Below are 22273 nucleotides of genomic sequence, written 5' to 3'. Positions count from 1 at the left end.
ATAGAATTGATGGGACCGCCCGTGGGCGGTCCTTTTTTTGTTTATGGAAGGAGGAGCAGGTCCGCCTCTTCCCCTTTCTTAAGTGTTGCTGTCTCAGGGTCTATCAACACGAGCCCATCTACTCCGCCGAAGCTAATGAAATGGGATGTGAGCTGAGTGCCCGGGTTTGCTGCATGGTATCGTCCGTTCTCAACATTCACTATGGCACGGTTTATATCCATCCTTCCGGTCCTTGCGGGCATATCCGTATCGAGTATTGCTTTGTGGAGCACATTCTCGTATTCGACTATTCCGAGTGCCTTGCGCAGTGCGGGGAGTATATAGTATGCGAAGTTGCTGAGGAATGCAGCGGGGTAGCCGGGCATGCCTATGAAGAGCTTATCCTCACGCCTCGCTATCATTAGCGGGCTTCCGGGCTTGATCCTTGTGCGTTCAACGAGTACCTCGAAGTCGTGTTCCTGAAACACCTTCTTGACAAAATCGTACTTACCCATGGAGATGCCGCCGGAAGAAATAATTATATCGTGTTCACTGCACATCTCTTTGAAGGCCCTTGCCACATCCTCTTCGGTATCGCCTATGGGGCCGAAGAAGTCGGGCTTGAGGTTCATGGGGTTAAGGTATGTTTCAAGGATCCGCCTGTTCGTGTCGAAGACCATACCCTCTTTGAATTCGTCCTCGACCTCCATTATCTCATCACCAGTTACGAAGGCGGCAATTCGCGGACGTTTGTAAACCTTTACCTTAGATTTTCCAAGATAGTACAGGGCGGGGTAGAGGCCCCTGTGGATGATGGCACCCTTATGCACGGCGAGTTCACCCTTTCGAGCTTCATCACCTGCAGGGTTTACGCATGTTCCGGCCTGAACGTTGTCAGGTATTGTAACGCTGTCCCTTTCAACCTTGCAGTCCTCAATGCGGACAACGGCATCGGCACCTTCGGGAACGGTTCCGCCTGTCATTACAAATACAGCCTCGTGGGGTTCTATGGGGCGGCTCGCCTCACCGCCGGCGGCGACCTCGCCTATACCTGTGTATTCTGTGCGACCAGCCTTAACGGCGTAGCCGTCCACGGCGGATTTATTCACATCGGGGTAGTCTCGTGGGACGAAGATATCCTCCGCAAGGGTTCTCCCCCAGCTCTCTCTAATGGATATGCGCTCGGTTCCGTAGTTCTTGAAAAGTCCGTTTATTATCGCTTTGGCTTCCTTGTGGGTGTGTATCATAGTGCACCTCTTCCGAAGGGGCATACGGGGAAATGGCAAGTTTTGCAGAAGAGGCAAAGACCGCCGTGCCCCATGGAGGCGATATTTTCCTTGGTAATCTCTTCCTCGGCAAGGATGCGTGGGAGGAATATGTCCAGCGCAGTGGCGTGGAAGAAGAGGGCGGCTGCAGGTACGGAGAGTACAGGCTTACCCTTTGCATAACCTATGTCGAGGTTGTTCCCCGGCTGGATGGGGTTGCCTCTGCTCAACAGCTTGACACCAGCCTTCCGGAGTGCATCGGCGGTTATGTCATCGGGGTCAACTGAGGTTCCCCCTGTGGTCAGGATAAAGTCGCATTCTTCAAGCATCCAGCTGAGTTCACGGACGATGAAATCCTCGTCATCGGGGGCTATGGAGGTGGCCTTAACCTCAATATTCCAAGCCTTCAGCTTTGTGGTGAGCTTGGGGATGAAGGCATCCTTGATACGCCCTTCGTAAACCTCGTTGCCGGTAACAAGTATGCCGGCAGTTTTGAGTTTATAGGGGTTTACGCTGAGGATAGGTTCGCTCAGGATATCCTCGATACTATCCATAACGCTTTTATCACACGTCAGGGGGATTATCCTGAAAGCCGCCACAGCGTCACCCTTTTTTACGGGGAAGCAGTCATGTATCGTGGGCATGGATGGTATCTCAAGGCTGTTTATCTCGTATAGCCTGTCACGATCAACATGGAATACGCCGTCCACTTCGGCGTAGAAGTTCACCTTGCCTTCGGAGGATTCTGCGTCGTAGCTTACATTTTCGCCTGCGGCGAGTGGCGCAGTTATCCGGGCGGCGTCGTCCTCATGGACATCTGTATCGTCACCATCGGCAACGAAGATGTTTCGCCTGCCCAGGTTCTTCAGAAAAGGTATATCATCATCTGTGATCAAATGACCACGTTTAAAGGCCCGCCTCTTTATGTTTTTCTCAAGGCTTACCTCTGTTATATCATAGGCGAGGGTCTCCCCCACCGACTCATCAACGCTGATCTTTCTCATGGAAGCTCCATTAAGTTTTTCTGAAATGTAAGCTTTGGGGTAGGTTTTGTCAAGAAACTACAGGTTTATTGGGTGGCGTAGGGTCTATGGATTTGATATACATGGGTATTGAATTGTTTTCAGGGGGTTCATTTTGGATAGAGAAGAACTGAGTAAGTTTGACGGCAAAGAAGGGCGTAAGGCATACGTTGGCTTTAAGGGTAAGGTTTATGATGTTACTGAAAGCCGTCTCTGGAAGGAAGGGCAGCACGTTAAAAGGCACTATGCAGGACGTGACCTTACCGAAGATTTGGAGAAGGCTCCCCACGCCGATGAGGTGTTTGAGCGGTTCGAGGTTATAGATGAGCTTGTAAGCTCAAAAGAAAAAGAGGCAAAGGATAAGGAGCAGGAAACCGAGGATAAGCTACGGGAGATATACCGTAGACTGCACCCGCACCCAATGTTTATTCATTATCCCATGGGGCTTCTGGCCTTCACCATAATGATGCAGGCTGTTTTCCTGCTTACAGGGAAATCATCCTTCGAGCTGGCAGCATTCTATTCACTCGTTGTGGGTACAGTTTCCATACTCCCCGCCGCAGGTTCAGGGCTTTTCAGCTGGTGGGTAAACTATAACTTTTCGACGACCAAGGTTTTTGTGTATAAGCTTTCATTCACAGGGATACTATTCGTTATCACAACCTGCGAGGTGCTTATGCGATTTTCAAGGCCGGAGATCTCCTACACAGGGGATGGTGCAAGCATAGCTTATAATACACTCGTATTCCTGAATCTTCCAGTTCTTGCAGTTATCGGGTATAACGGCGGAAAGATCACCTGGGGCTGATCTGCTGACTGGGGAGCTAGTTCGTAATGCCAGGGTTCAGGGGTAGTTTCGGCAGAGCAAGCAGGTGCAGGGCGGATCTATACGATGATCGTAGACGTTACCGCAGGGTATTCGGTGGGAAAGTGTTGACTATGAATGTGCGAGTGTACAAGTGAACATGTGAATGTATAGAAACCTTGAGCTAAAGCTTTTCACCAGATATAACCACAAAACTACCTTTACCGTATCCCGGTTCAGGCTCATCCACTTTTTCTTTGTCCATACTGAAGAGTGTCTGCAAGGCGGAAATATCCTTGAAGCCGGAATTGAACATGAGCATATAAATTTCATGAGATGAGAAGAACTTGGCCTCTGCGTAGAATAGGCTCTTATCCTTTTTGGCAAGATACACCTTGCCGAGGGTACTTTCTCTGTCCACGATAGCAATACTGAGCCTGCCCCCTTTTCTTAGGACTCGGTATGCCTCTCCGACTGCTTGCAGGGGCTCTTTAACGAAGCAGATACTGGTTACTATCAATACAAAATCGAATGCTCCAGGTTTATAGGGAAGAGCCTCCGCCACCCCATTGATGATGTGTATTCCGCTTCCTGCAAGCTTCTTATACATCTGCGGCGCAGGCTCCACCCCGTGGCCTATACCTAAAGGTACGGCAAACTGCCCTGTTCCGATGCCAATTTCAAGTGACCTTCCCTTTTTTTGTGCTGCTTTTAATGCTTTAATTTCGGACTCAAACAGATGCGGGTTTCTATCAAACCAAGAATCGTATTCATCCGAGAAATTCTCGAAAGGGTTGTCCATAAACTCCACCGTTATCTTTGTACTATAAGTATTCTTTGATTATACATAATCAGAGGTTATGAGCAATAGTTCTTGATAATATATGCGAAAAGGTATATGTTGTCTCTTATGGAAAAGAAACTGGAACTACTTATCATCGACATTATGGAAGAATGCACCAGCGGTTGAATGCCTCTACCGGTCGCCCCCGTGGGGGGTGCAGATAGTCTTCATGAGCTTACCCGTATGCTGCATTTTATGCTTGCCGAAAGACTCGGTGAGCAGGAGTTTGAGGTACGATTTGTAGATGTAAACAGTCCAGAAATATTCGAATTTCCGGAAGAGTTTGCAGATATTGCCGGTGATTTTAACATTCTACCGTATATCTCCCTGAATGGAACGCTTTTCCTAGGTGGTGAGCGAAATCCTGCTGTTATCATAAGAGAGCTTGAAATCAGGGGATTCCTAAAAGAGAGGGTTTAGGTCACCTCCCGCATTGTGGTTATCAGGATAAGTTTTTTAGCAGAGGATATTAATACTTAGCTCATATATTTATATTCAATTAATGATTTGAGTGTACAAAAAGATTATTTCCGTATGACACGCACGCTTACGTGATCAGATGTATAGGTGTGAATTGTTTAAACGAAAGTTCTTCAGTTCTGTTTTTTTATCATTGTTCGATTGCTGGTGTTGTCACTGGATCGCTTTGTGCGAAATACAGCAAACAGGGACATGAGAAAGTGAGGTTCAAAAACGGGACGTTTGCAGCAGGATGTTTAATCAATGCTTTCGTCAACTATTCTGAAGGGTCTTAATCAATAAACTTTCCTTAGCTAAGGGAATGATTCATGTGAGTGGACCCTGAACTATCTGTAAGAAGCACAAAATCAGTCCTCATCGAGAGGCAGTCCTCTGTCCTGCCTGAGCTGTTCCAGTTTATCCAGCGGCCTGTCCAGCATGCGTCTGCGCGTTCCTATGAGTGTCTCATACTCCTTTTGGGCGTCACCAAGCTTTTTGCCAAGGTTGTCCAGCTTGCCGGCGAACAGCCCCCACTGTTTACGAAAAGACCCTATGAGTGAAAGAACCTCGCCGGAGGTCTGTTCCATGGCGTAATTCTCAGCGGCCTGACGTATTACACTGAGGACAGAAAAGAGTGATACCGGTGAACAGAGGGAAACGTTTTGTTCAAAGGCATAGTCGGAAATCTCAGGTGCTTTCTCCATGATGAAGCCGTAGATCTGCTCGTTGGGCATGAAAAGCAGGGCGAAATTGAGTGTGTTCGCCTCCGGATCGATGTACTCCCTTGAGGCAACTTCCTTGATTCTTGCCTTAACATCCTTGGCAAAAGCAACTATGAATGATTGATCATTTTCCGATTCAAGGTATTTCAGGTAATTATCGAGTGGGAATTTAACATCCATGTTGAGTATCATTCCGTTCGGCATAGGGAATGTGAAGTCGGGACGCTTGCCGTTGTCCATGGTTCTTTGTTTGTAGTAGTTTATGTTCTCCATGAAATCCGCCGCACGCAGTATGTCCTCAGCCATACGCTCTGCCCAGCGACCCCTTTTAGATGATGAGGAGAGGGCTTCCTTAAGTGAATTTGTGACCTTATACAGTTCTTCGGCGTTTCTCGAGGTAGTCTTAATCTGCTCTGAAAGGGCTGAGAATTTGTTTTCTCTATCCTTTTCGAACTCATTAATTAGAAGGGTAACCTTCTCCAGCTCCTTGCCCATACCGTTCAGGTGCTGGTCGATGAGCATCTTTTTAGATTCAAGTTCCCCGGAATCAGCCTTGCGTTCCTGCTTTGCAAGCTTCAGGAATTCCTCGGAGTTTCGGCTGAGCGCATTCATGGAGAGGCTGTCGAAGCTGTCCTTAAGGCTGGCGGTTATAGACTCCAGCTCCTCATCTTTACGGTTTTCCATCTCTTCCTGTTTCTTTCTTAGCGAGTTAAAGTATACTCCAGCCAGGAAGGCTCCAATAACTAACCCTGCGAAAAATACTGATGGTATGATTATGTTTTCCATGTTCTGAAATTATCAGAAGTGGGCCTGCCGGGCAATAAAAGACTTTCGTTATAATCAATGTTGCATAAATTTTAGTAGGGCTGCGATCTATAATTGAAGTTGACTGTAATATGTATAGAATTACGTGACACAAATTTAAACAGGAAGGCAATATGTCAGGCTGTATTGTACTTATTGAAACAGACAGCACGTCCCCCATTGGTGTTAGTGGGATTCTGCGTTCATATATATCAAAGGGTTACTCTATTATTCCATTCATACCAAAGGTTAAAATTGAGAATCCAGCTATATCGCCGGATAACATACGGGTGGATATGCGAGCCTTGGTCTACTGCGAAGCGGCAAAGACAGAGCCAACGCTAAGACTCTTTCCCAGTCAGGGAACGGAAGGGTCTATGGATGAAGAAGAGTTTGAAAAAGCAAAGATTTATCTTGAGCAGATAGAAGAAGAGGAAAAGCTCGTTGTTGTTATTATGAATGACAGTATGACTGGGTATTCAAATGAATTTATCGACTGGCTCGGTGCCCCGGTATTTCCGGTTGGAACAAAGAGTGGGATAGAAAACTTTGTGGAGAATACTAAAACGCCCTGGGAGACTGAGATGCTTTTGAAGGGGTGTGTCCTTTACGGTGATAAAGGCTTGAAAAAAGTGAGCGATCTTCCAGTAACTGGAAGAGTTAACGTTGAAAAGGAGTCATACAGCGAACTTCTGGCACTATTTGAAGTTTTTAAGGGCGGAGGTATTGATGCTTGTGCGGTTAATATACCAAATCTCAGTATCTATTCCGACCTCTTTGCACTAAGGATTCAGGATGATTTGACAATAAGGTGGGTGAATGAGCCATGGGAAGCGGAAAACTGTGATATGCTTATAGTTCCCGCCTCCGAAAATCCCTGCCAAGATATGGTATACATGAAGAGAAGAGGATTTGAAGAGATGTTCAAGCATAAGCTGGGCAAGATCCCGATACTTGGATTCTGTGCTGGCTATGCAATGTTTGGAAGAAGGTACTACACCGAAGGTGACAACTCAGGAAGGCTGTGTCAGGGGATGGGTCTGGCCGATTTTGAGACTGTACTACGTCGTGGTGATTACCTTGAATGTGCAAGGTATAGGTTCAGTGGTGAACAGGAATGGCTCGATTTCCCCGTGGCGGGGAGCAGGATCTATAGAATGGCAGGAATAATGGAGCATGGCGTTATTTCAGATGTAGATGTTAAGGCACCTCTAGAAGGAGCACTACGCTTAAAGCTTGATTTTACTAAATATGAAGAGGTTGAGGCTGCAATTAACTTTATCGCAGAAACAACCGAGATATACGGCGATATTCGTGAGTTCTGATTGCCCCTTTTTACGGCGGGTGTTATATATATTTTTTGGAGGCAGTAATGTTCCCTGTTGTCTATAAAATCTCTGGAAAGGAGATACTGTTTGCCGGCGGCGATCAAGTTCATGAGCGCATCGCTTCGGAACTGTTAACAGAGGATCCCATTGTTACAGTTATCGCTCCCTCTGTTACTGATAACCTAAGAACCTTTTCCCGATTCGGCAGGGTGAATATTATGGAGCGCTGGGCAGAAGCTTCGGATATTGAGAGAAAATATAAGCTGGCCTTTATTAATACCGGTGACCCGGAGCTGGACGAGGAGCTTGCAGACGCAGCAGGCAACGCTGGAATCCCTGTTTACTGTCATAGGAATGAAAAGCTGTCAGACTTCGAGATTCCGAGAGTGTTAAGGGACAGGAAAAACGGTATGATGCTGTCGGTGTGTCCTTCTGTTCATGGCGATATTGACCCCGATGCCTTTCTTGAGAGAGTAGGGGAATTTGTAAAAGATATGGAGCTTGAGGAATCTTGAAATTCATCTGGAAACGTTACGATAAATACATCTTCGCCGCCATAGTTGCGGCATTATTCTGTTTTTTCTATTTTGATATACCTGTGATAGAGTACTTTGACACCATCCCAGATCCGGTACATGAGTTTTTTGATGATGTCACTATTTATGGTAGCGCCCTTTATTCATTACTTGCAGGCCTGATCATGTGGGCAGTCTTTCGTAAGTCTGACCGCAAGGTGGCAAGAACAGGCATATTCCTCTTTTGGTCTGTGGCGGTTTCGGGACTTCTTGTGGATCTGATTAAGTTTCTCGCAGGCAGATACCGACCTACGCTTTATTTCAGCGATAACAAATATGGGCTCGATTTTCTGGAATATGCTTACGAGATGGTGTCTTTCCCCTCTGGTCATTCAGCCACCGCCTTTGCAGTGGGGACTACGTTTGCGCTGCTTATCCCCAGAAGTGGCTGGTTCTTTTATCCTTTTGCCGCATTAGTTGCTTTCAGTCGTATAGCCATTACAAAGCACTACCCAAGCGATGTTATTATAGGCTCTATGTTCGGCTATCTCACTGCTGTTTATCTACTTGAACGGTTTTACCCGGATCTTAAGTCGGCGAACCGTAAGAAAGAAAGTGGTCAAGCGGATAAGAATATTACACCGAAGGGTTAAGCAAGCTACAACTTCATGACGAATACACAGGTGAGCATATGAATGCACACTCATTAAATCTTTGTAGGTATTCTCTTCAACATACATCTCAAGATGCACTTCTGCACAGAACCTGGTTTTAGCCTTCCCAAATATTTTCATGTGTCAAGATATCCAGTGCCCAGATCGGTATAGTTAAATTAACCCACGGAATGTCACTATATTAGGACCTCTAATGTTATGACCAGCCCGAGTGACACATTATGACTAGTGCGGCATATTCAACAAGAATAGAATAGCTGGATAGAACTCAATATTGCAAGCATGAAAAAATGTGCATGCTATCAAGTAAAGGTAAGTGGTTATCGGCGGTGTCTGTTGCCGGATTCAGCAGATCTTAAAGGTGGGTGGTGGGTGCGACGCAGGTTGCCGCCAAAAACCTCTTCGGCTTTAGTGTTTGCTGGTTAAGTAGGTGTGCTCTCCATTATTCTACTTTTTTCAATAAAAGGCTACCAGCCATGAAACTGCATACTATCTAGTAGTATTGAGCCTCTATTCCGAGCACATTGAAGTAATGCGCAATTGAGCAAATGAAATCATAAGTTGGTTGTCTCTTTTCATTTGAGGTTAAACGATGTTGTTAAACTGGAAAGCCGGTTGCGCACTCATAAAAAAAGGGGAGCCGAAGCTCCCCCATTTGATTAACTTTAAAAAAATCTCGTTTACTCGATGCCGGCTGCTTCTTCAAGCATAGCAGTAGTAACAGACTTGGGACGCTCGATAGGATAACCGAGAGCTCTGTCCCATGTGATGTTGGCAAGAACACCGATTGCTCTACCGACACCGAAGAGAACTGTATAGAAGTCGTACTCAGTAAGGCCGTAGTACCACTGGATAACGCCGGACTGTGCGTCAACGTTGGGCCAGGGGTTCTTAGCTTTACCCTGCTCCTTGAGGATATCGGGAGCTACTTCGTAGATCATGGAAACAACCTTGAAGAGCTCGTCATCGGGAAGGTTGTTCAGGCAGTACTCACGCTGAGAGGTGTATCTGGGGTCGGTCTTTCTGAGAACTGCATGACCGTAACCGGGGATAACCTGACCGCTGTTGAGTGTATCCCAGAGGAACTGAGTAAGCTGCTCTTTTGTGGGAACCTGTCCGCCGAGTTTCTTGAAAACATCCTGGATCCATCTGAGAACTTCCTGGTTTGCGAGGCCGTGAAGGGGGCCGGCAAGACCGTTGATTCCAGCGGAGAGTGAGTAGTAAGCATCGCTGAGAGCGGAAGCCACGAGGTGAGTAGTGTGTGCAGAAACGTTTCCTGACTCGTGGTCGGAGTGAAGGATGAAGTACATTCTTGCAACATCGTCATAGGGAGCATCGATGCCCATCATGTGTGCAAAGTTGCCGCCGAAGTCGAGGTTCTTATCGGGAGCGATGGGTGTGTCGCCCTTGTACTTGATTCTGTAGATGTAAGCTGCGATTTCGGGAAGCTTAGCAAGAAGATCGCAAGCGTCTTCGTACATGGGCTCCCATGCAGTCATTTTATTAAAACCTTCCTCATAGAACTTTGCGAACTTTGATTCACGCTGCATAGCAACGATGGCAGCGGAGAACATAGTCATGGGGTGTGAATCCCTGGGCATAGCTCTGAGTGTATCGAATACGTACTGGGGAACCTGAGCTCTTTTCTTGAAGTCCTCAACAACTTCCTCGGCCTGCTCTTTAGTGGGGATATCGCCTGTGAGAAGGAGATACCAGAAGCCTTCAACGTAGGGGTAGTCCTTACCGTCGGGTCTGGGGAGCTTGTCCATAACTTCGGGTATAGTGTGTCCGCGGAAACGGATTCCTTCGAAGGGGTCGAGGTAGGAGATGTCTGTTACGAGGCACTTAACACCCCTTGCACCGCCGATAGCCTGTCCGATAGTTACGTCGCCGAGCTTAACATCACCTTTCTCCTTGAGGAGCTTGGTGGTCCGAGGGCGATGCTCATCAATCTTTTGCTTGAGAACGTCTTTAAGTCCCATATAATGCCTCCTTGATACAATTATCTTTAATTTTATACCGCTGTTTATTTTCTATCACTCAAAAGGGTCGGTGTCAATAGTTAAATTGTATACAGTATCCATAAAGCGACTGTGCGTTTGGTAATGATTAAATCACCACTGTATAATATAAATCCCATAATGACAGTGTTTAATATGGTGAAACATATGTTCTGTTTTGACTGATATTCCAGAATAGTTAATATCAAGGGTGCATATGCGAGAAATAAACATTGATTTTACAATTGTATCTGACTCGGATATATCAGCCATACTTATAGAGCTGTGCGATCTCCACCGGGGCGGGTATTCTAAAGATGTTTCATATTAAATGTATTAACTTATTCAATATAAAGTTGACATGAATTTGTTGAAATAGATGTGTATAGCTGATATTAATGTACTTTTCCGCATAAAGAGAGGGGTAGATGTTCGGTTTTACTGTAATTATATTCAGCGCATTCAGCCATTCCCTCTGGAACGTTCTTCTTAAGAAATCCCGCGATAAATACGTTTTTAACTTCTACATGCACCTTGTAAACTTCCTTTTTTTCAGCGCAATGTACCCTGTTTTATTTCGAAATTATATGTATTTCGATTTAGATGCAGTGCTTTATGCCGCTGCTGGCGGGTTGTTCTTTTCCTTATACCATCTATTCCTGTCAACGGCGTATCATTACAGCGATGTGTCGGATATATACCCCATAACGACCTCTTCGCCCCTATTCATAGTACTTTGGGCGACTATGTTCTTTGGCGAGCAGATATCCTTAACAGGCTTTGCGGGCATTGTTGTTACGATAGTCGGTGCGCTTCTGCTTAATACGCATAAGGGGATCGGGATCCAGTTCGGCAAGGGGCCTTTATATGCCCTTTTGGCGGCATTCTCCTATTCGTTTGGTGCCATGGCGGACAAGGGTGGCGTCACCATAGGCAATTTTATCCTTTACACCTACTCCCTCTGCTTCTTTATGACGTCTTGGCTGTTTGCATATTCACTGCGCTATAAGCCTTTCAGGATGGACTTTATCAAAAGGGAATGGAAACTTTTCACCACGGCGGGTATAGTTGTCTTTGTATCGTTCACAAGTTTCCGCTACGGGCTGACTATGGTAGAAGTTTCCTATGCGGCGGCGATACGTCAGGTGAATGCGATCTTTGCTTTGATCCTCGGTGTACTGCTCTATAAGGAGCGTGCGGGATTGCCTAAAGTGATCGCAACATTGATAATTATGGCCGGGATCGTCCTGATCAGAATTGGCATGTAACTTGTTACTATAGAGTTCAAGTAGTGGAACAACCACGCTGTTGAGATGGATCTCGCAAGAGCCGGCAGGACGCCGGCTTCTTTTATTTCAGGGTGTTAACCGTTTGTCAGCAGAGCATCAAGTCCCTTGATATCAGCTATTCTAGCCGTAGGTTCATCGGTGGAGATTGTTATGATCGTATTTCCATTCTCTCCCTGTCCGGCAGGGCGCACGCTCTCTATCCGGCCTGAAATGCGGAAAAATTTTCTATTAGGTGTATCTTTCCTGCTCTTGTGCTCCACCCTGAGGGCGGCCACGGCGGGTATGAGTTTAATATCCATGCCGCACCTCCAGTTATTTTATATATAATCGGTCAATTCCATAAAAAGTTACAGGGTTTATTCAGGTTGCTACTTGTTGTAGTAGCTGTCAATGAAGGAGTGGTCGGTCAGGTTCAGGTGTTCCCTTTGGGTTTTGTATTCATCCATATATTTCTTTTTGAGCTTTTCAAGCTCCATAATCTTTTGGGTGCTTTTGGACAGCTTTTTCTGGATACGCTCAATAAGGCATTCGTAGGTTTTACGCTTCTTGCGCTTTATTCTGCCCTCCATCTCTTTTTTCATTCGGGAGAGTATAGCATGCTGACGCTGATTGAAGTTTTTTTCCGCCTCTAGCATCCTTTCTGCCTCCTCAAGCCGTTTTCCGTATCGGCTGAGTGTATCGGCTTTCATCTCGTTGATGTCCCGGTTAAACTGTGATAGTGGTTCCATATTGAAATGATATGAGAAAGGGAGTTTCCATGCAAGAGCTTTTGCTTGATGTACACCGCAGGCTGGCGGAACGATACATACACTTGAAGTGGTGGCCGGCTGATACTGATTTTGAGATGGCTTGCGGTGCTATACTCACCCAGAACACGAACTGGCGCAATGTTGAGAAGGCAATAGCCGGTATGAAGGATGGGGGGTTGATGTCGCCGGAGGCTGTTTTGTCGGCGGATTATGAGTTCTTAAAGGAGTGCATCAGACCTTCGGGCTATTTTAATCAGAAGGCGGAGCGTCTTGTTATCCTCAGCAGGTTTATATTAGATCTACCCGGTGGAACCATAAGTGGTTTGGCTGAATATCCAGCGGAAAGAGCCCGAGAGATGCTTTTGGATTTGAAGGGTGTTGGCGAGGAGACGTGTGATTCGATCCTTCTGTACGGTGCCGGGTTTCCTGTGTTTGTGGTAGACGCCTATACTATGAGGGTGTTTACGAGGCTTGGCATATTGGAATCGAAGAAGTACGGCGAGTATCAGCGGATGTTTATGGATAATATTGAGCCGGATGCAGAGCTTTACGGCATGTACCACGGCGAGATTGTGGAGCATGCGGCGACTGTGTGTTTAAAGCGCAGTCCGAAATGTGGTGAATGCGTATTGGCGGAGATATGTGAGCGTAAAGGTGTTGCAGAAAGCTGAATAGGGGTGTATTTTTTCAGACGATCCAGCAAGCAGGCCGGGCGGCCGCCGGTGCGTTATGCACGGGAGGAAAGTCCGGACACCAAAGGGCAGGATGGTCGGTAACGCCGACCTGTCGTGAGGCAGGGAAAGTGCCGCAGAAAAGAGACCGCCCGTCCGTTATGGGCGTGGTAAGGGTGGAATGGTGGAGTAAGAGCCCACCGCTCCCGGGGGTGACTTCGGGGGGCAGGGTAAACCCCATCCGGTGCAAGGTTAAATAGGTGAGCGTAGTAGGGCTGCCCGCCCGATGCTCACGGGTGAACCGCTTGAGCTGTGCGGCAACGTACAGCCTAGAGAAATGACCGCCGCCGCTTTCATAAAGCGGTACAGGATCCGGCTTATAGGCCTGCTTGCTGGTTTATTTTATTTTCCTTAACGTATCTTGAAATCCCGTAAAATTAATATTATAATGTACTCGATGTGTGAATATAGTCGAGGTGTGTTTATGAGTCGTGAGCCGGATGCTCTTAGTGATAATTTTACTGACCTGCTAAATCGTGAACTTGAGATCGAAACTCTTACAGGGGTTATTGAGAATACAACAACTCCGTATGTTCTTTCCATCTCATCACCCTGGGGTTCAGGAAAGACTACGTTTATGAAACTCTGGAAGAAGCATTTGGATAAGAAGGAATATAAAAGTGTCTATTTCAGTGCCTGGGAAACTGACTATGCTGAGGATCCGATAATCGTTTTACTTGGAGAGTTTTATTCACAGTTTGAGGGTTTACTGGGTGATAAGGATAAAGAACTGCTCGAAGAGATATATACAAAGGCAAAGCTAATTATTACTAGAGCCTTATCGCATTTAGCAAAAGTATATTCTAAGGGTGTGTTTGATGAAGAAATGCTAAAGGCAATAACTGAAAATGAAGGTGACTCATATATTAAGGAATATGAAAACATTAAAGGAGCAACTAAGGATTTCAAGTTATGTTTAAAGAAGATTGCCGATAGAATCTCTTCTGATTTTCCACTGATTTTCTTTATTGATGAACTCGACCGCTGTAGGCCTACATATGCCGTTGAATTTTTGGAAAGAATAAAGCATTTATTTGAAGTTGAGGGGATCATTTTCGTTTTAGCTATTGATAAGAAACAGCTTTGTAATTGTATAAGAGGTCTGTATGGAAATGACTTCAACTCTGAAGTTTATTTGAGAAGATTTATTGATTTAGAGTATGAGCTATACAGTGGAGATAAAGATACTTTTATTGAAGAAAAGAAGACAGTGAAAGGCAGTGAAAATCTAGCACCTTATAGTCATTATAGTGTTTTACTGAAGAGAATAGTCACTAACTCAGAAATTGAGTTAAGAGATATTGTTCAATACCTTGCATTATGTGAGAGAGCACTCGATATTAGCAATTTCAAGGATCATAATATTGTTATGCTTATTCCTGTCCTTAGTTATTTGTACCTATTTGAGAGGGAAATGTTTGATGATTACATATCAGGAAACACCGGACCTGATCTCATCTTGACAACATTGTTTAAAGATGAAGATCTTGATGATGGGGCTATTTCATTTGAAATAAAAAAAGTTGAAGCAATGTTGAATGTGTACTCAATAACTAAAGGTCAAAATTCAAATATATATCTAAATAGTTCGCATCAAATAGAGACTCCCAATATAAGAAAATATCCAGATAGTTATGTTGATGAAATAAAGAATGAAGTTAAAATGATGAGAACTAATAGTACTCATCCCTTCGGTGAGAGAGTTAAACGAGCAGCATTATTAGTTAAGATGATATACCATTGAGAATAGGTTTCTGATATGTATAAAAAAAGACTATATCATTTCACTGAACCCTCTCAATATTATGACTATCCCCTCTCCGAAATGAGAGGGCATGCTGAGACGGCATACCTCCTCAATAATCCTGAAAACCGCAGACAGTTGCTTAAGAGTATCAGAGAGTACGAGGAGGGGAGGGTTCTACTGAAACCTCTCCTCTAAAAACTCTGCCATGTGATCCGGTGATTCGACCCGGTGATCAGCGTGCTTTGCGAGTTCGTCGTTATTCCCCACGCAGACAGTGTTTCCGGCGTATCTGAACATCTCGAAATCGTTGGCGCCGTCGCCGAAAACCCATATATCCGTTTCGCTCAGGCCAAACTTCTCCGCAAGAACTGCAACACCCGTTCCCTTGTTCGTCCCCTTCGGTACAAAATCCACGCAGTCGCTGTGGTAATATGCCAGAATGGTTTCGCTCTCAAGGGTGCGGGCGAGATCGTGAAATTGACCTATTAGACCCATGTCAAATGGAAACATTGTTATATTTGTTACATTGGGCTGGATCCAGCACTTGTTGCCGAATTTTGATATATACGCCGTTTTTATCAGTTCGAGACGGTTCTTCGTCTCCTCGCTTACAGGGGCTATATACTGATCGCTGGGTGGGAAATATCCATCCACAGAGACAGTTCCGCCATTCTCTCCAATTATGGCCGCCTCAGGTATGCCCAACTGACGTACAAGACCGGATATATAGCACGCAGGCTTACCGGAAGCTACTGCCAGATAATGCTTTTTCGAAAGCTTTCGCAGTATTTCACTGGTGGAATAAGGGGCTGGAGAGTTAATCTCACAAAGGGTTCCGTCTATGTCGAAGACAAGGAGTTTCTTTTTCATGCCAATATTATGCCATAGCGTAGAAACTGTGCAATATCAAATAATCGAAAAATATTATTGGTATTTCCAATCGCCTAAACACTGCTCCACAGGCACTTTACAGAGCATATGCCCATATGAGTCACTGTTAACAAAACTTTATCTATATAAAACTTGCATTAAGATAACGTTTGGTTTGACTAGGGTGGAAAAAATGGATAGAATGAATACTGTATACAGAATACAGTTTATGTGTTAAACGTGTTCGATTACTTATATTTAAAGTGATTTGTTATTTTGTCCACCGCTTTTGGCGGTTCGCCGGGGTTGCCCGGCCGGTTGGCGGATTTATTCGTCTAAAAAGTTGTTCAGGAGCCGGCAGTGAAACAGGACACATTGCTAGAGAGCAAGCCGCTCAGAGAAAAGATTGCCGATAAAATCAGAGCGGATATTATAAAAGGCGTTCACGAGGATGGTGAGCGTCTTGTTGAACCAAAACTGGCTAAAAGCCTTGGCATAAGCCGAACACCCATCCGGGAAGCTTTACGCCAGCTCGAAACAGAAGGTTTTATTGAGATCGTACCCCGAAAGGGAGCCGTTGTGAAAGCCCTTACCATCAAGGATATAGACGATATATACGCCGTTAAGGCCAGCCTCGAAGGGCTCGCCGCAAGGCAGGCAACGGAGAATCTTAAAGAAAAGGACATCGAACGCCTTCGCAAGATTAACCAGAAATTTAGCGATATTGCCTATGAAAATCCCAATGTTATGGATGAATATCTCAAATACAACATAGACTTTCATAATATTTTTATTATGGCCTCCGAAAACCAGAAGATCCTCGAGATTCTGGACGGACTCTCCAAAAACTTCCAGAGGCTCAAGACCGTTCTGGTTTCGAATCCGGAGAGGGCGAAGAAGGCTGTGGCTGAGCATAACGAGATCATAGAGGCCTTTGCCTCAAAGGATCCCGAGCTCGTGGAAATGAAGGTTCGGTGGCATATTGAGAATGCCTGGGAATTCCTTAAGTCAAACATCAACAATAAATAGTTTAGACCGGAGATTATAAATTGGGTGTAAAAGACATAAATATCGACAACACACCATTAAGCGAAAAGATTGCGGAAACGATCCGCTCCAATATAATGAAGGGCGTTATTAAGCCCGGCGAAAGGCTTGTTGAGCCTAAGCTTTCTGAACAGCTCGGCATCAGCCGCACCCCCATACGTGAGGCTCTGCGCCTCCTTGAGATGGAGGGTTTTATAGAGATTATCCCCCGCCGTGGCGCCATCGTAACCCAGATCACCGATAAGGACATTGATGACATTTTCGTCATTAAGATCCGCCTTGAATCCCTCGCTGCAAGGCTCTCCGTAAGCAAAGTAAGCGATGCGGACATTGAGAGGATGAAGGAGCTCGCACAGAAGGTGAAGGAGGGCAGCACCAAGGTTACGAACATGGTGAACTGGAACTCCGAATTCCACGATATCTTCATAAACAACTGCGGAAACGAACGTCTTATTCGAATTCTGGAAGGGCTTCAACAGCAGTTCAAACGTGCCACTGTCTATTCCTTCACCGAGATGGGGAGGACAAAGCAGGTAAATGAGGAGCACATCAGCATCATCGAGGCCTTTGAGAACGAGGATGAGGATAAGGTCGAGGAGCTGGTGGAAAAGCACATCATGAACGGCTGGAACTTCATCCGTTCGAGGGTTCCCGTAAGAGAGGCGCAGGGGGAGTAAAAATCCCCCGTTTTCGGTTTTTCTCCTATTTAACGATGACATTAATGTGGCATCATGCTATACCTTTCATGTTTTCCCGGTTATTAATATCTTTCCATATAAATTTCGGAGTAAATAATGAAAGTTAAGGTTTATGTAAAGCTCAAGTCCGGTGTTTTAGACCCCCAGGGTCAGACTATCCTCGGCTCTGTGCGCAGGCTGGGACACGATTTCGTTAAGGATGTCCGTGTGGGAAAATTCTTTGAGATCGAGGTGGATGAAACCGAGAATCTTGAGGAAAAGATAGCTGAAATCTCTGACAAGGTCCTTTCAAATCCCATAATTGAAGAATTCAGCATAGAAACAGATGGGGACAGATGATGAAAGCGGGAGTTGTTGTTTTTCCCGGTTCCAACTGCGACCATGACTGTTACCACATCCTCAAGCACGTTTTGGATGTGGACACCGCCTTTCTCTGGCATAAGGACACCGACCTTTCCGGTATAGACCTTGTTGTCCTGCCCGGCGGATTCTCCTACGGCGACTATCTGCGCAGTGGAGCCATAGCCAAGCTTTCCCCCATTATCGAGAGTGTTGCCGAATTCGCCGACAAGGGGGGGCATGTCCTCGGGATATGCAACGGTTTTCAGGTACTCACCGAAACCGGCCTTCTGCCGGGCGTGCTCATGCGCAACCGTTCCCTCAAGTTCATAAGCAGGTACGTTAATCTCCGTGTGGACAATGCGGACACACCATATACCACAAGATACGTGGACGGGGAGATCGTCAGCATTCCCATAGCCCATATGGACGGCAACTACTACGCCGATGAGGCCACCCTCAATGAGCTTGAGGCGAATAACCGCATAGTTTTCCGCTACTGCGACGACAACGGAGAGGCCTCAGCAGAAGGGAACCCCAACGGAAGCCTGAACAATATAGCGGGGATCATGAACAAGGGTGGGAACGTCCTTGGAATGATGCCTCATCCGGAAAGGTGTGCGGAGGATTTCATGGAGACGAACCACGGCTACTACCTCTTTGAATCCATAAAGAAAACTCTCAGCGGTGTTTTATGAGCATGTACGATACATTTAAATACCCGCCTGTAACGGCGGAAGCGGCCCGGGGCATGGGTCTGAAAGACGATGAATTTCTGAGGGCTAAGGAGATCCTCGGCAGAGAGCCGAACTATATCGAGCTCGGCGTATTCTCCGCCATGTGGAGTGAGCACTGCAGTTATAAAAGCAGCCGCCTGCACCTTGCCAAGCTCCCCACCAAGGCTGACTGGGTTGTCCAGGGCCCCGGCGAGAACGCCGGAATAATCGAAGTGGACGGCGATATCTGCGCCTGCTTCAAGGTGGAGAGCCACAACCATCCCTCATATATTGAACCCTTTCAGGGTGCAGCCACGGGCGTAGGCGGTATCATGCGTGATGTTTTCACCATGGGCGCAAGACCCGTTGCCGCCATGAACTCCTTGCGCTTCGGAACCATAGACAACGATAAAACCAGAAGCATATTCGAAGGGGTCGTTTCGGGTATTTCCCATTACGGCAACTGCTTCGGCGTTCCTACTGTTGGCGGTGAGGTGTTCTTTAACCCCTCATACAGGGGGAACCCCCTTGTGAACGCCTTCTCCCTCGGCATTGTGAAGAAGGATAAGATTTTCCTCGCAAAGGCGGAAGGTGAGGGGAACCCGGTAATATATGTGGGTGCGAGAACCGGAAAGGACGGCATCCATGGCGCCACCATGGCGAGTGAGGAGTTCAGCTCCGAGAGTGAATCAAAACGCCCCAACGTCCAGATTGGCGATCCCTTTAAGGAGAAGCTTCTCCTTGAGGCGTGCCTTGAGCTTATGAAGCACGACTGGGTTGTGGGCATTCAGGATATGGGCGCAGCAGGGCTAACAAGCTCATCCTTTGAGATGGGCGCACAGTCCGGAGTTGTCCTAGATCTAGATAAAGTACCCGTCCGTGAGGATGGTATGACCCCATACGAGATAATGCTCTCCGAATCCCAGGAGCGCATGCTTATGGTGGTTCGCAAGGGGTGCGAGGATAAGGTTCGTGAGATCTTCGATAAGTGGGATCTTGAGGCGGCTGTCATAGGAAGGGTTGCCGCAGACGGCAACGTAAGGCTCACATGGCAGGGTGAGGAAGTGGCATGCATACCCGCCGCACCACTTTCCAGCGAGGCCCCCAAATACGACAGACCCTATGCCCGCCCCGATTATATGGATGAACTGAACGCCCCTGTTAAGGTGGAGAACACTCTCTCCAACAAAAAGATACTCCTCAAGCTCCTCGAAAGCCCCAACATAGCCAGCAAAAAATGGGTCTGGGAGCAGTATGACCATATGGTTCGTGTGAATACAGCCGTACTCCCTGGGAGCGATGCTGCGGTTCTCCGTGTGAAGGATAGTGGAAAGGGCATCGCTATATCGAGCGACTGCAACAGCCGCTACTGCAGGCTCGACCCCTTCGAAGGGGGGAAGGCGGCCGTGGCGGAATCAGCTAGGAACGTTGCCGTATCCGGTGCCAGACCGAGGGCTCTCACAAACTGCCTCAACTTCGGCAACCCTGAAAAGCCCGATATAATGTGGCAGTTCGTTGGCGCAGTTGAGGGTATGGCTGAGGCTGCCGGGACCCTTGAGACACCCGTAGTGAGCGGGAATGTATCCCTCTACAACGAGACGGAGGGACAGGCTGTCTACCCGACACCCACCATCGTTATGGTCGGTGTGATAGATGACCTTGAAAAAAGGCTCCAGAGCAGATTCAAGAGCGATGATTCACATATCTATCTCCTCGGTACAAACACGGGAGATATCGGCGGAAGCGAGTATTTGAGCGTTATCCACGGTGTCGAGAAGGGGATGCCCCCAAAGGTCGACCTTGAGCATGAGAAGAAGCTCATAGACTTCATGGTGGAGGCCGCTGAGAATGAGCTTGCCCTCTCCGCCCACGATGTATCCGACGGCGGAATAGCCGTAGCTCTAGCCGAGATGGCCTTCGGCGAAGAGGTTCGGGGGTTCAGGGTGGACCTTGAGGAAGACCTTGAAACCGCTGATTTGCTTTTTGGCGAAAACCACGGACGTGTCATTGTCGAGGTATCGGGGATGAAGACCGAGGCCTTTGAAAGGCTTGCTCAGAAGCATAACCTGAGCATAAAATCCATTGGCAAAACCGGCGGAAACCATATAGTAATAAAGCACAGCGGAAGGACTGTCGTAAAAACCGAGACAGCCGAAGCTCGTGAAATACATGCCGAAACCATCGGCAGATGGATGAGCGAATGATTCTGGATCAGGATAAATTCCACGACGAATGCGGCGTTGCCGGTGTATACGGGAGTAAGGACGCTGCGAACCTTGTATATCTTTCGTTATATTCCCTGCAGCACAGGGGACAGGAGGGAGCCGGCATCGCGGTTTCCGACAGGGAGCAGATCCATTACGAAAGGGGGCTCGGTCTTGTGGCGGATATATTCAGTGCGGACGTTATAGATAAGCTGCCCGGGGATATTGCAATTGGTCACAACCGCTATTCCACCACGGGTGAGAGCCACGTCAGGAACGTTCAGCCCTTCTGTGTTGAGATAAACGCAGGTCCCGTTGCCGTTGCCCACAACGGAAACATCGTGAATGCCGATGAGCTACGCAACGAGCTTGTCCGCAACGGTGCTATATTCAACACAAGCTCCGACACCGAAGTACTTGTGCACCTCGTGGCAAAGAGCGGAAGGGATGAGCTTGTCGAGTCGCTTACAGATTCCCTCAAGAAGCTGAAAGGGGCCTATTCACTCCTTATGATGACCAAGGAGAAGATGATAGGCGTTCGAGACCCCCTCGGCATACGCCCTCTTATCCTTGGTAAGCTTGCTAACGGATATATCCTTGTATCCGAAACCGTTGCCCTCGACCTTATCGGTGCCGAGTTCATAAGGGAGATCGAGCCGGGCGAGATGATTATCATAGACGAAACAGGTATGGAGTCACGCTTCCCCTTCAAGAAGAAGAAAGCGATGCCCTGCATATTCGAACATATATACTTCGCCAGACCCGATTCCTATCTCTTCGGACGCAACGTTTACGAGGTTCGCAAGGAGATGGGCAAAAGACTCGCCAAGGAACAGCCCGCAGATGCGGATATCGTTGTTCCCGTTCCCGATTCCGGAGTTGTGGCAACCCTCGGCTATGCGGAGGAGAGCGGGATACCCCTTGAAATGGGGCTTATAAGAAACCATTACGTGGGAAGAACCTTTATCGAGCCCTCCCAGTCTATCCGGCATTTCGGGGTTAAGATAAAACTGAACCCTGTGAAGGATATAATAAAAGGTAAGAGGATTGTTGTGGTGGATGATTCCATCGTAAGGGGAACTACCAGCCGCAAGATAGTTAAGATGCTCCGTGAGGCTGGGGCTTTGGAGGTGCACTTCCGTATATGTTCACCCCCTACCAAATACCCCTGCTTTTACGGTATAGATACCCCCACCCGTAAGGAACTCGTGGCCTCGAGTCATACAACTGAGGAGATCCGCAAGTTTGTCACAGCGGACACACTGGGCTATATAAGCCTCGATTGCCTCGAGGAGTGCGCAGGGGGCGGAAGCTTCTGCAAGGCGTGCTTCAGCGGTGACTACCCCACCTTAAGCAGAAGCGGAGACGGGGATAACCCTAAGTTTGAGGAATGATTTATGGATAACGTACTTATTGTAAGGCTCTTCGGCACAAGCATGGAGTTTGTCTCCGGCTGAAACCCCTCG

General features: G+C 47.0%; 22 protein-coding genes and 1 other RNA gene. 15 read left to right on the top strand and 8 right to left on the bottom strand.

The window, feature by feature from the left end:
• Positions 1 to 41: 41 nt before the first annotated feature.
• Together K300_RS0111845 and K300_RS0111840 are read right to left on the bottom strand one after the other, a co-directional pair.
• The gene (locus K300_RS0111845) at positions 42 to 1226 is read right to left on the bottom strand and encodes a molybdopterin molybdotransferase MoeA (protein WP_022851889.1); all 1185 of its coding nucleotides are present in this window, start codon (positions 1224 to 1226) and stop codon (positions 42 to 44) included.
• Positions 1223 to 2248, bottom strand: a complete 1026-nt coding sequence (locus K300_RS0111840; RefSeq protein ID WP_022851888.1) for a molybdopterin-binding protein — start codon at positions 2246 to 2248, stop codon at positions 1223 to 1225. Before K300_RS0111840 ends, K300_RS0111845 begins: the two co-directional genes overlap by 4 nt.
• Positions 2249 to 2381: 133 nt before the next feature.
• Between K300_RS0111840 and K300_RS16625 the strand changes: the two genes are divergently transcribed.
• Positions 2382 to 3074, top strand: a complete 693-nt coding sequence (locus K300_RS16625) for a DUF2231 domain-containing protein (RefSeq protein ID WP_022851887.1) — start codon at positions 2382 to 2384, stop codon at positions 3072 to 3074.
• Positions 3075 to 3255: 181 nt separating this feature from the next.
• On the opposite strand, the gene K300_RS0111830 is transcribed toward K300_RS16625, so the two are convergent.
• Positions 3256 to 3873 (bottom strand): class I SAM-dependent methyltransferase, encoded by a 618-nt coding sequence (locus K300_RS0111830; protein ID WP_022851886.1) that lies wholly within the window; start codon positions 3871 to 3873, stop codon positions 3256 to 3258.
• 237 nt (positions 3874 to 4110) lie between these two features.
• On the opposite strand from K300_RS0111830, the gene K300_RS0111820 reads away from it, so the two are divergent.
• Entirely contained in the window at positions 4111 to 4335 is a 225-nt protein-coding gene (locus K300_RS0111820; RefSeq protein ID WP_162139896.1) for a hypothetical protein, read from the top strand.
• Between the two features lie 407 nt (positions 4336 to 4742).
• Here K300_RS0111820 and K300_RS15565 read toward each other — a convergent pair whose 3' ends face one another.
• The gene (locus tag K300_RS15565; RefSeq protein WP_022851883.1) at positions 4743 to 5882 is read right to left on the bottom strand and encodes a DNA recombination protein RmuC; all 1140 of its coding nucleotides are present in this window, start codon (positions 5880 to 5882) and stop codon (positions 4743 to 4745) included.
• A 152-nt stretch (positions 5883 to 6034) separates the two neighbouring features.
• Between K300_RS15565 and K300_RS0111810 the strand changes: the two genes are divergently transcribed.
• The 3 genes from K300_RS0111810 to K300_RS15560 are packed head-to-tail and all read left to right on the top strand — an operon-like array spanning position 6035 to position 8396.
• On the top strand, positions 6035 to 7225 hold the full coding sequence (locus K300_RS0111810) for a type 1 glutamine amidotransferase family protein (protein WP_081646992.1): 1191 nt from the start codon (positions 6035 to 6037) through the stop codon (positions 7223 to 7225).
• A gap of 47 nt (positions 7226 to 7272) precedes the next feature.
• A complete protein-coding gene (locus K300_RS0111805) occupies positions 7273 to 7743 on the top strand; it encodes a precorrin-2 dehydrogenase/sirohydrochlorin ferrochelatase family protein (protein WP_022851881.1) in 471 nt (156 codons plus the stop codon).
• Entirely contained in the window at positions 7740 to 8396 is a 657-nt protein-coding gene (locus K300_RS15560; RefSeq protein ID WP_022851880.1) for a phosphatase PAP2 family protein, read from the top strand. The genes K300_RS0111805 and K300_RS15560 overlap by 4 nt, the downstream gene beginning before the upstream one ends.
• Positions 8397 to 9097: 701 nt before the next feature.
• Here the strand turns inward: K300_RS15560 and K300_RS0111795 are convergent.
• On the bottom strand, positions 9098 to 10399 hold the full coding sequence (locus K300_RS0111795) for a citrate (Si)-synthase (RefSeq protein WP_022851879.1): 1302 nt from the start codon (positions 10397 to 10399) through the stop codon (positions 9098 to 9100).
• 446 nt (positions 10400 to 10845) lie between these two features.
• Between K300_RS0111795 and K300_RS0111790 the strand changes: the two genes are divergently transcribed.
• Positions 10846 to 11685, top strand: a complete 840-nt coding sequence (locus K300_RS0111790; RefSeq protein ID WP_022851878.1) for an EamA family transporter — start codon at positions 10846 to 10848, stop codon at positions 11683 to 11685.
• 95 nt (positions 11686 to 11780) lie between these two features.
• Here the strand turns inward: K300_RS0111790 and K300_RS0111785 are convergent, their stop codons facing one another.
• Both K300_RS0111785 and K300_RS0111780 read right to left on the bottom strand, forming a co-directional pair.
• Entirely contained in the window at positions 11781 to 12005 is a 225-nt protein-coding gene (locus K300_RS0111785) for a hypothetical protein (RefSeq protein ID WP_022851877.1), read from the bottom strand.
• Between the two features lie 69 nt (positions 12006 to 12074).
• Positions 12075 to 12434 (bottom strand): hypothetical protein, encoded by a 360-nt coding sequence (locus tag K300_RS0111780; protein ID WP_162139895.1) that lies wholly within the window; start codon positions 12432 to 12434, stop codon positions 12075 to 12077.
• Positions 12435 to 12463: 29 nt separating this feature from the next.
• Here K300_RS0111780 and K300_RS0111775 point away from each other — a divergent pair, with 29 nt between their 5' ends.
• The 3 genes from K300_RS0111775 (at position 12464) to K300_RS16365 (ending at position 14930) form a co-directional block, all read left to right on the top strand.
• Positions 12464 to 13126: an endonuclease III domain-containing protein gene (locus tag K300_RS0111775; RefSeq protein ID WP_022851875.1), complete on the top strand. Its 663-nt coding sequence runs from the start codon at positions 12464 to 12466 to the stop codon at positions 13124 to 13126.
• 29 nt (positions 13127 to 13155) lie between these two features.
• Positions 13156 to 13522, top strand: an RNA gene (rnpB, locus tag K300_RS16455) — RNase P RNA component class A.
• An 88-nt stretch (positions 13523 to 13610) separates the two neighbouring features.
• On the top strand, positions 13611 to 14930 hold the full coding sequence (locus K300_RS16365; protein ID WP_022851874.1) for a KAP family P-loop NTPase fold protein: 1320 nt from the start codon (positions 13611 to 13613) through the stop codon (positions 14928 to 14930).
• Positions 14931 to 15107: 177 nt separating this feature from the next.
• On the opposite strand, the gene K300_RS0111765 is transcribed toward K300_RS16365, so the two are convergent.
• On the bottom strand, positions 15108 to 15803 hold the full coding sequence (locus K300_RS0111765; RefSeq protein WP_022851873.1) for an HAD family hydrolase: 696 nt from the start codon (positions 15801 to 15803) through the stop codon (positions 15108 to 15110).
• A gap of 360 nt (positions 15804 to 16163) precedes the next feature.
• Here K300_RS0111765 and K300_RS0111760 point away from each other — a divergent pair, with 360 nt between their 5' ends.
• The 6 genes from K300_RS0111760 (at position 16164) to purF (ending at position 22201) form a co-directional block, all read left to right on the top strand.
• Positions 16164 to 16832, top strand: coding sequence for a GntR family transcriptional regulator (locus K300_RS0111760; protein WP_022851872.1), 669 nt, complete (start codon positions 16164 to 16166; stop codon positions 16830 to 16832).
• Between the two features lie 20 nt (positions 16833 to 16852).
• Positions 16853 to 17527, top strand: a complete 675-nt coding sequence (locus tag K300_RS0111755) for a GntR family transcriptional regulator (protein WP_022851871.1) — start codon at positions 16853 to 16855, stop codon at positions 17525 to 17527.
• A 117-nt stretch (positions 17528 to 17644) separates the two neighbouring features.
• Positions 17645 to 17887, top strand: a complete 243-nt coding sequence (gene purS, locus K300_RS0111750) for a phosphoribosylformylglycinamidine synthase subunit PurS (RefSeq protein WP_022851870.1) — start codon at positions 17645 to 17647, stop codon at positions 17885 to 17887.
• Complete coding sequence (purQ, locus tag K300_RS0111745) at positions 17887 to 18585, top strand: phosphoribosylformylglycinamidine synthase subunit PurQ (protein WP_022851869.1); 699 nt, start codon at positions 17887 to 17889, stop codon at positions 18583 to 18585. Before purS ends, purQ begins: the two co-directional genes overlap by 1 nt.
• Complete coding sequence (gene purL / locus K300_RS0111740) at positions 18582 to 20807, top strand: phosphoribosylformylglycinamidine synthase subunit PurL (RefSeq protein WP_022851868.1); 2226 nt, start codon at positions 18582 to 18584, stop codon at positions 20805 to 20807. The genes purQ and purL overlap by 4 nt, the downstream gene beginning before the upstream one ends.
• Positions 20792 to 22201 carry an amidophosphoribosyltransferase gene (gene purF, locus K300_RS0111735; protein ID WP_026836438.1) on the top strand — a complete coding sequence of 470 codons (1410 nt, stop codon included), beginning with the start codon at positions 20792 to 20794 and terminating at the stop codon, positions 22199 to 22201. Before purL ends, purF begins: the two co-directional genes overlap by 16 nt.
• Positions 22202 to 22273: the final 72 nt, after the last annotated feature.

The organism is Limisalsivibrio acetivorans, from assembly GCF_000421105.1.
Taxonomy (GTDB): Bacteria; Chrysiogenota; Deferribacteres; order Deferribacterales; family Geovibrionaceae; genus Limisalsivibrio; species Limisalsivibrio acetivorans.
Note: the sequence above shows the minus strand (reverse complement) of the source record. Positions and strands in the feature narration are given on the sequence as shown.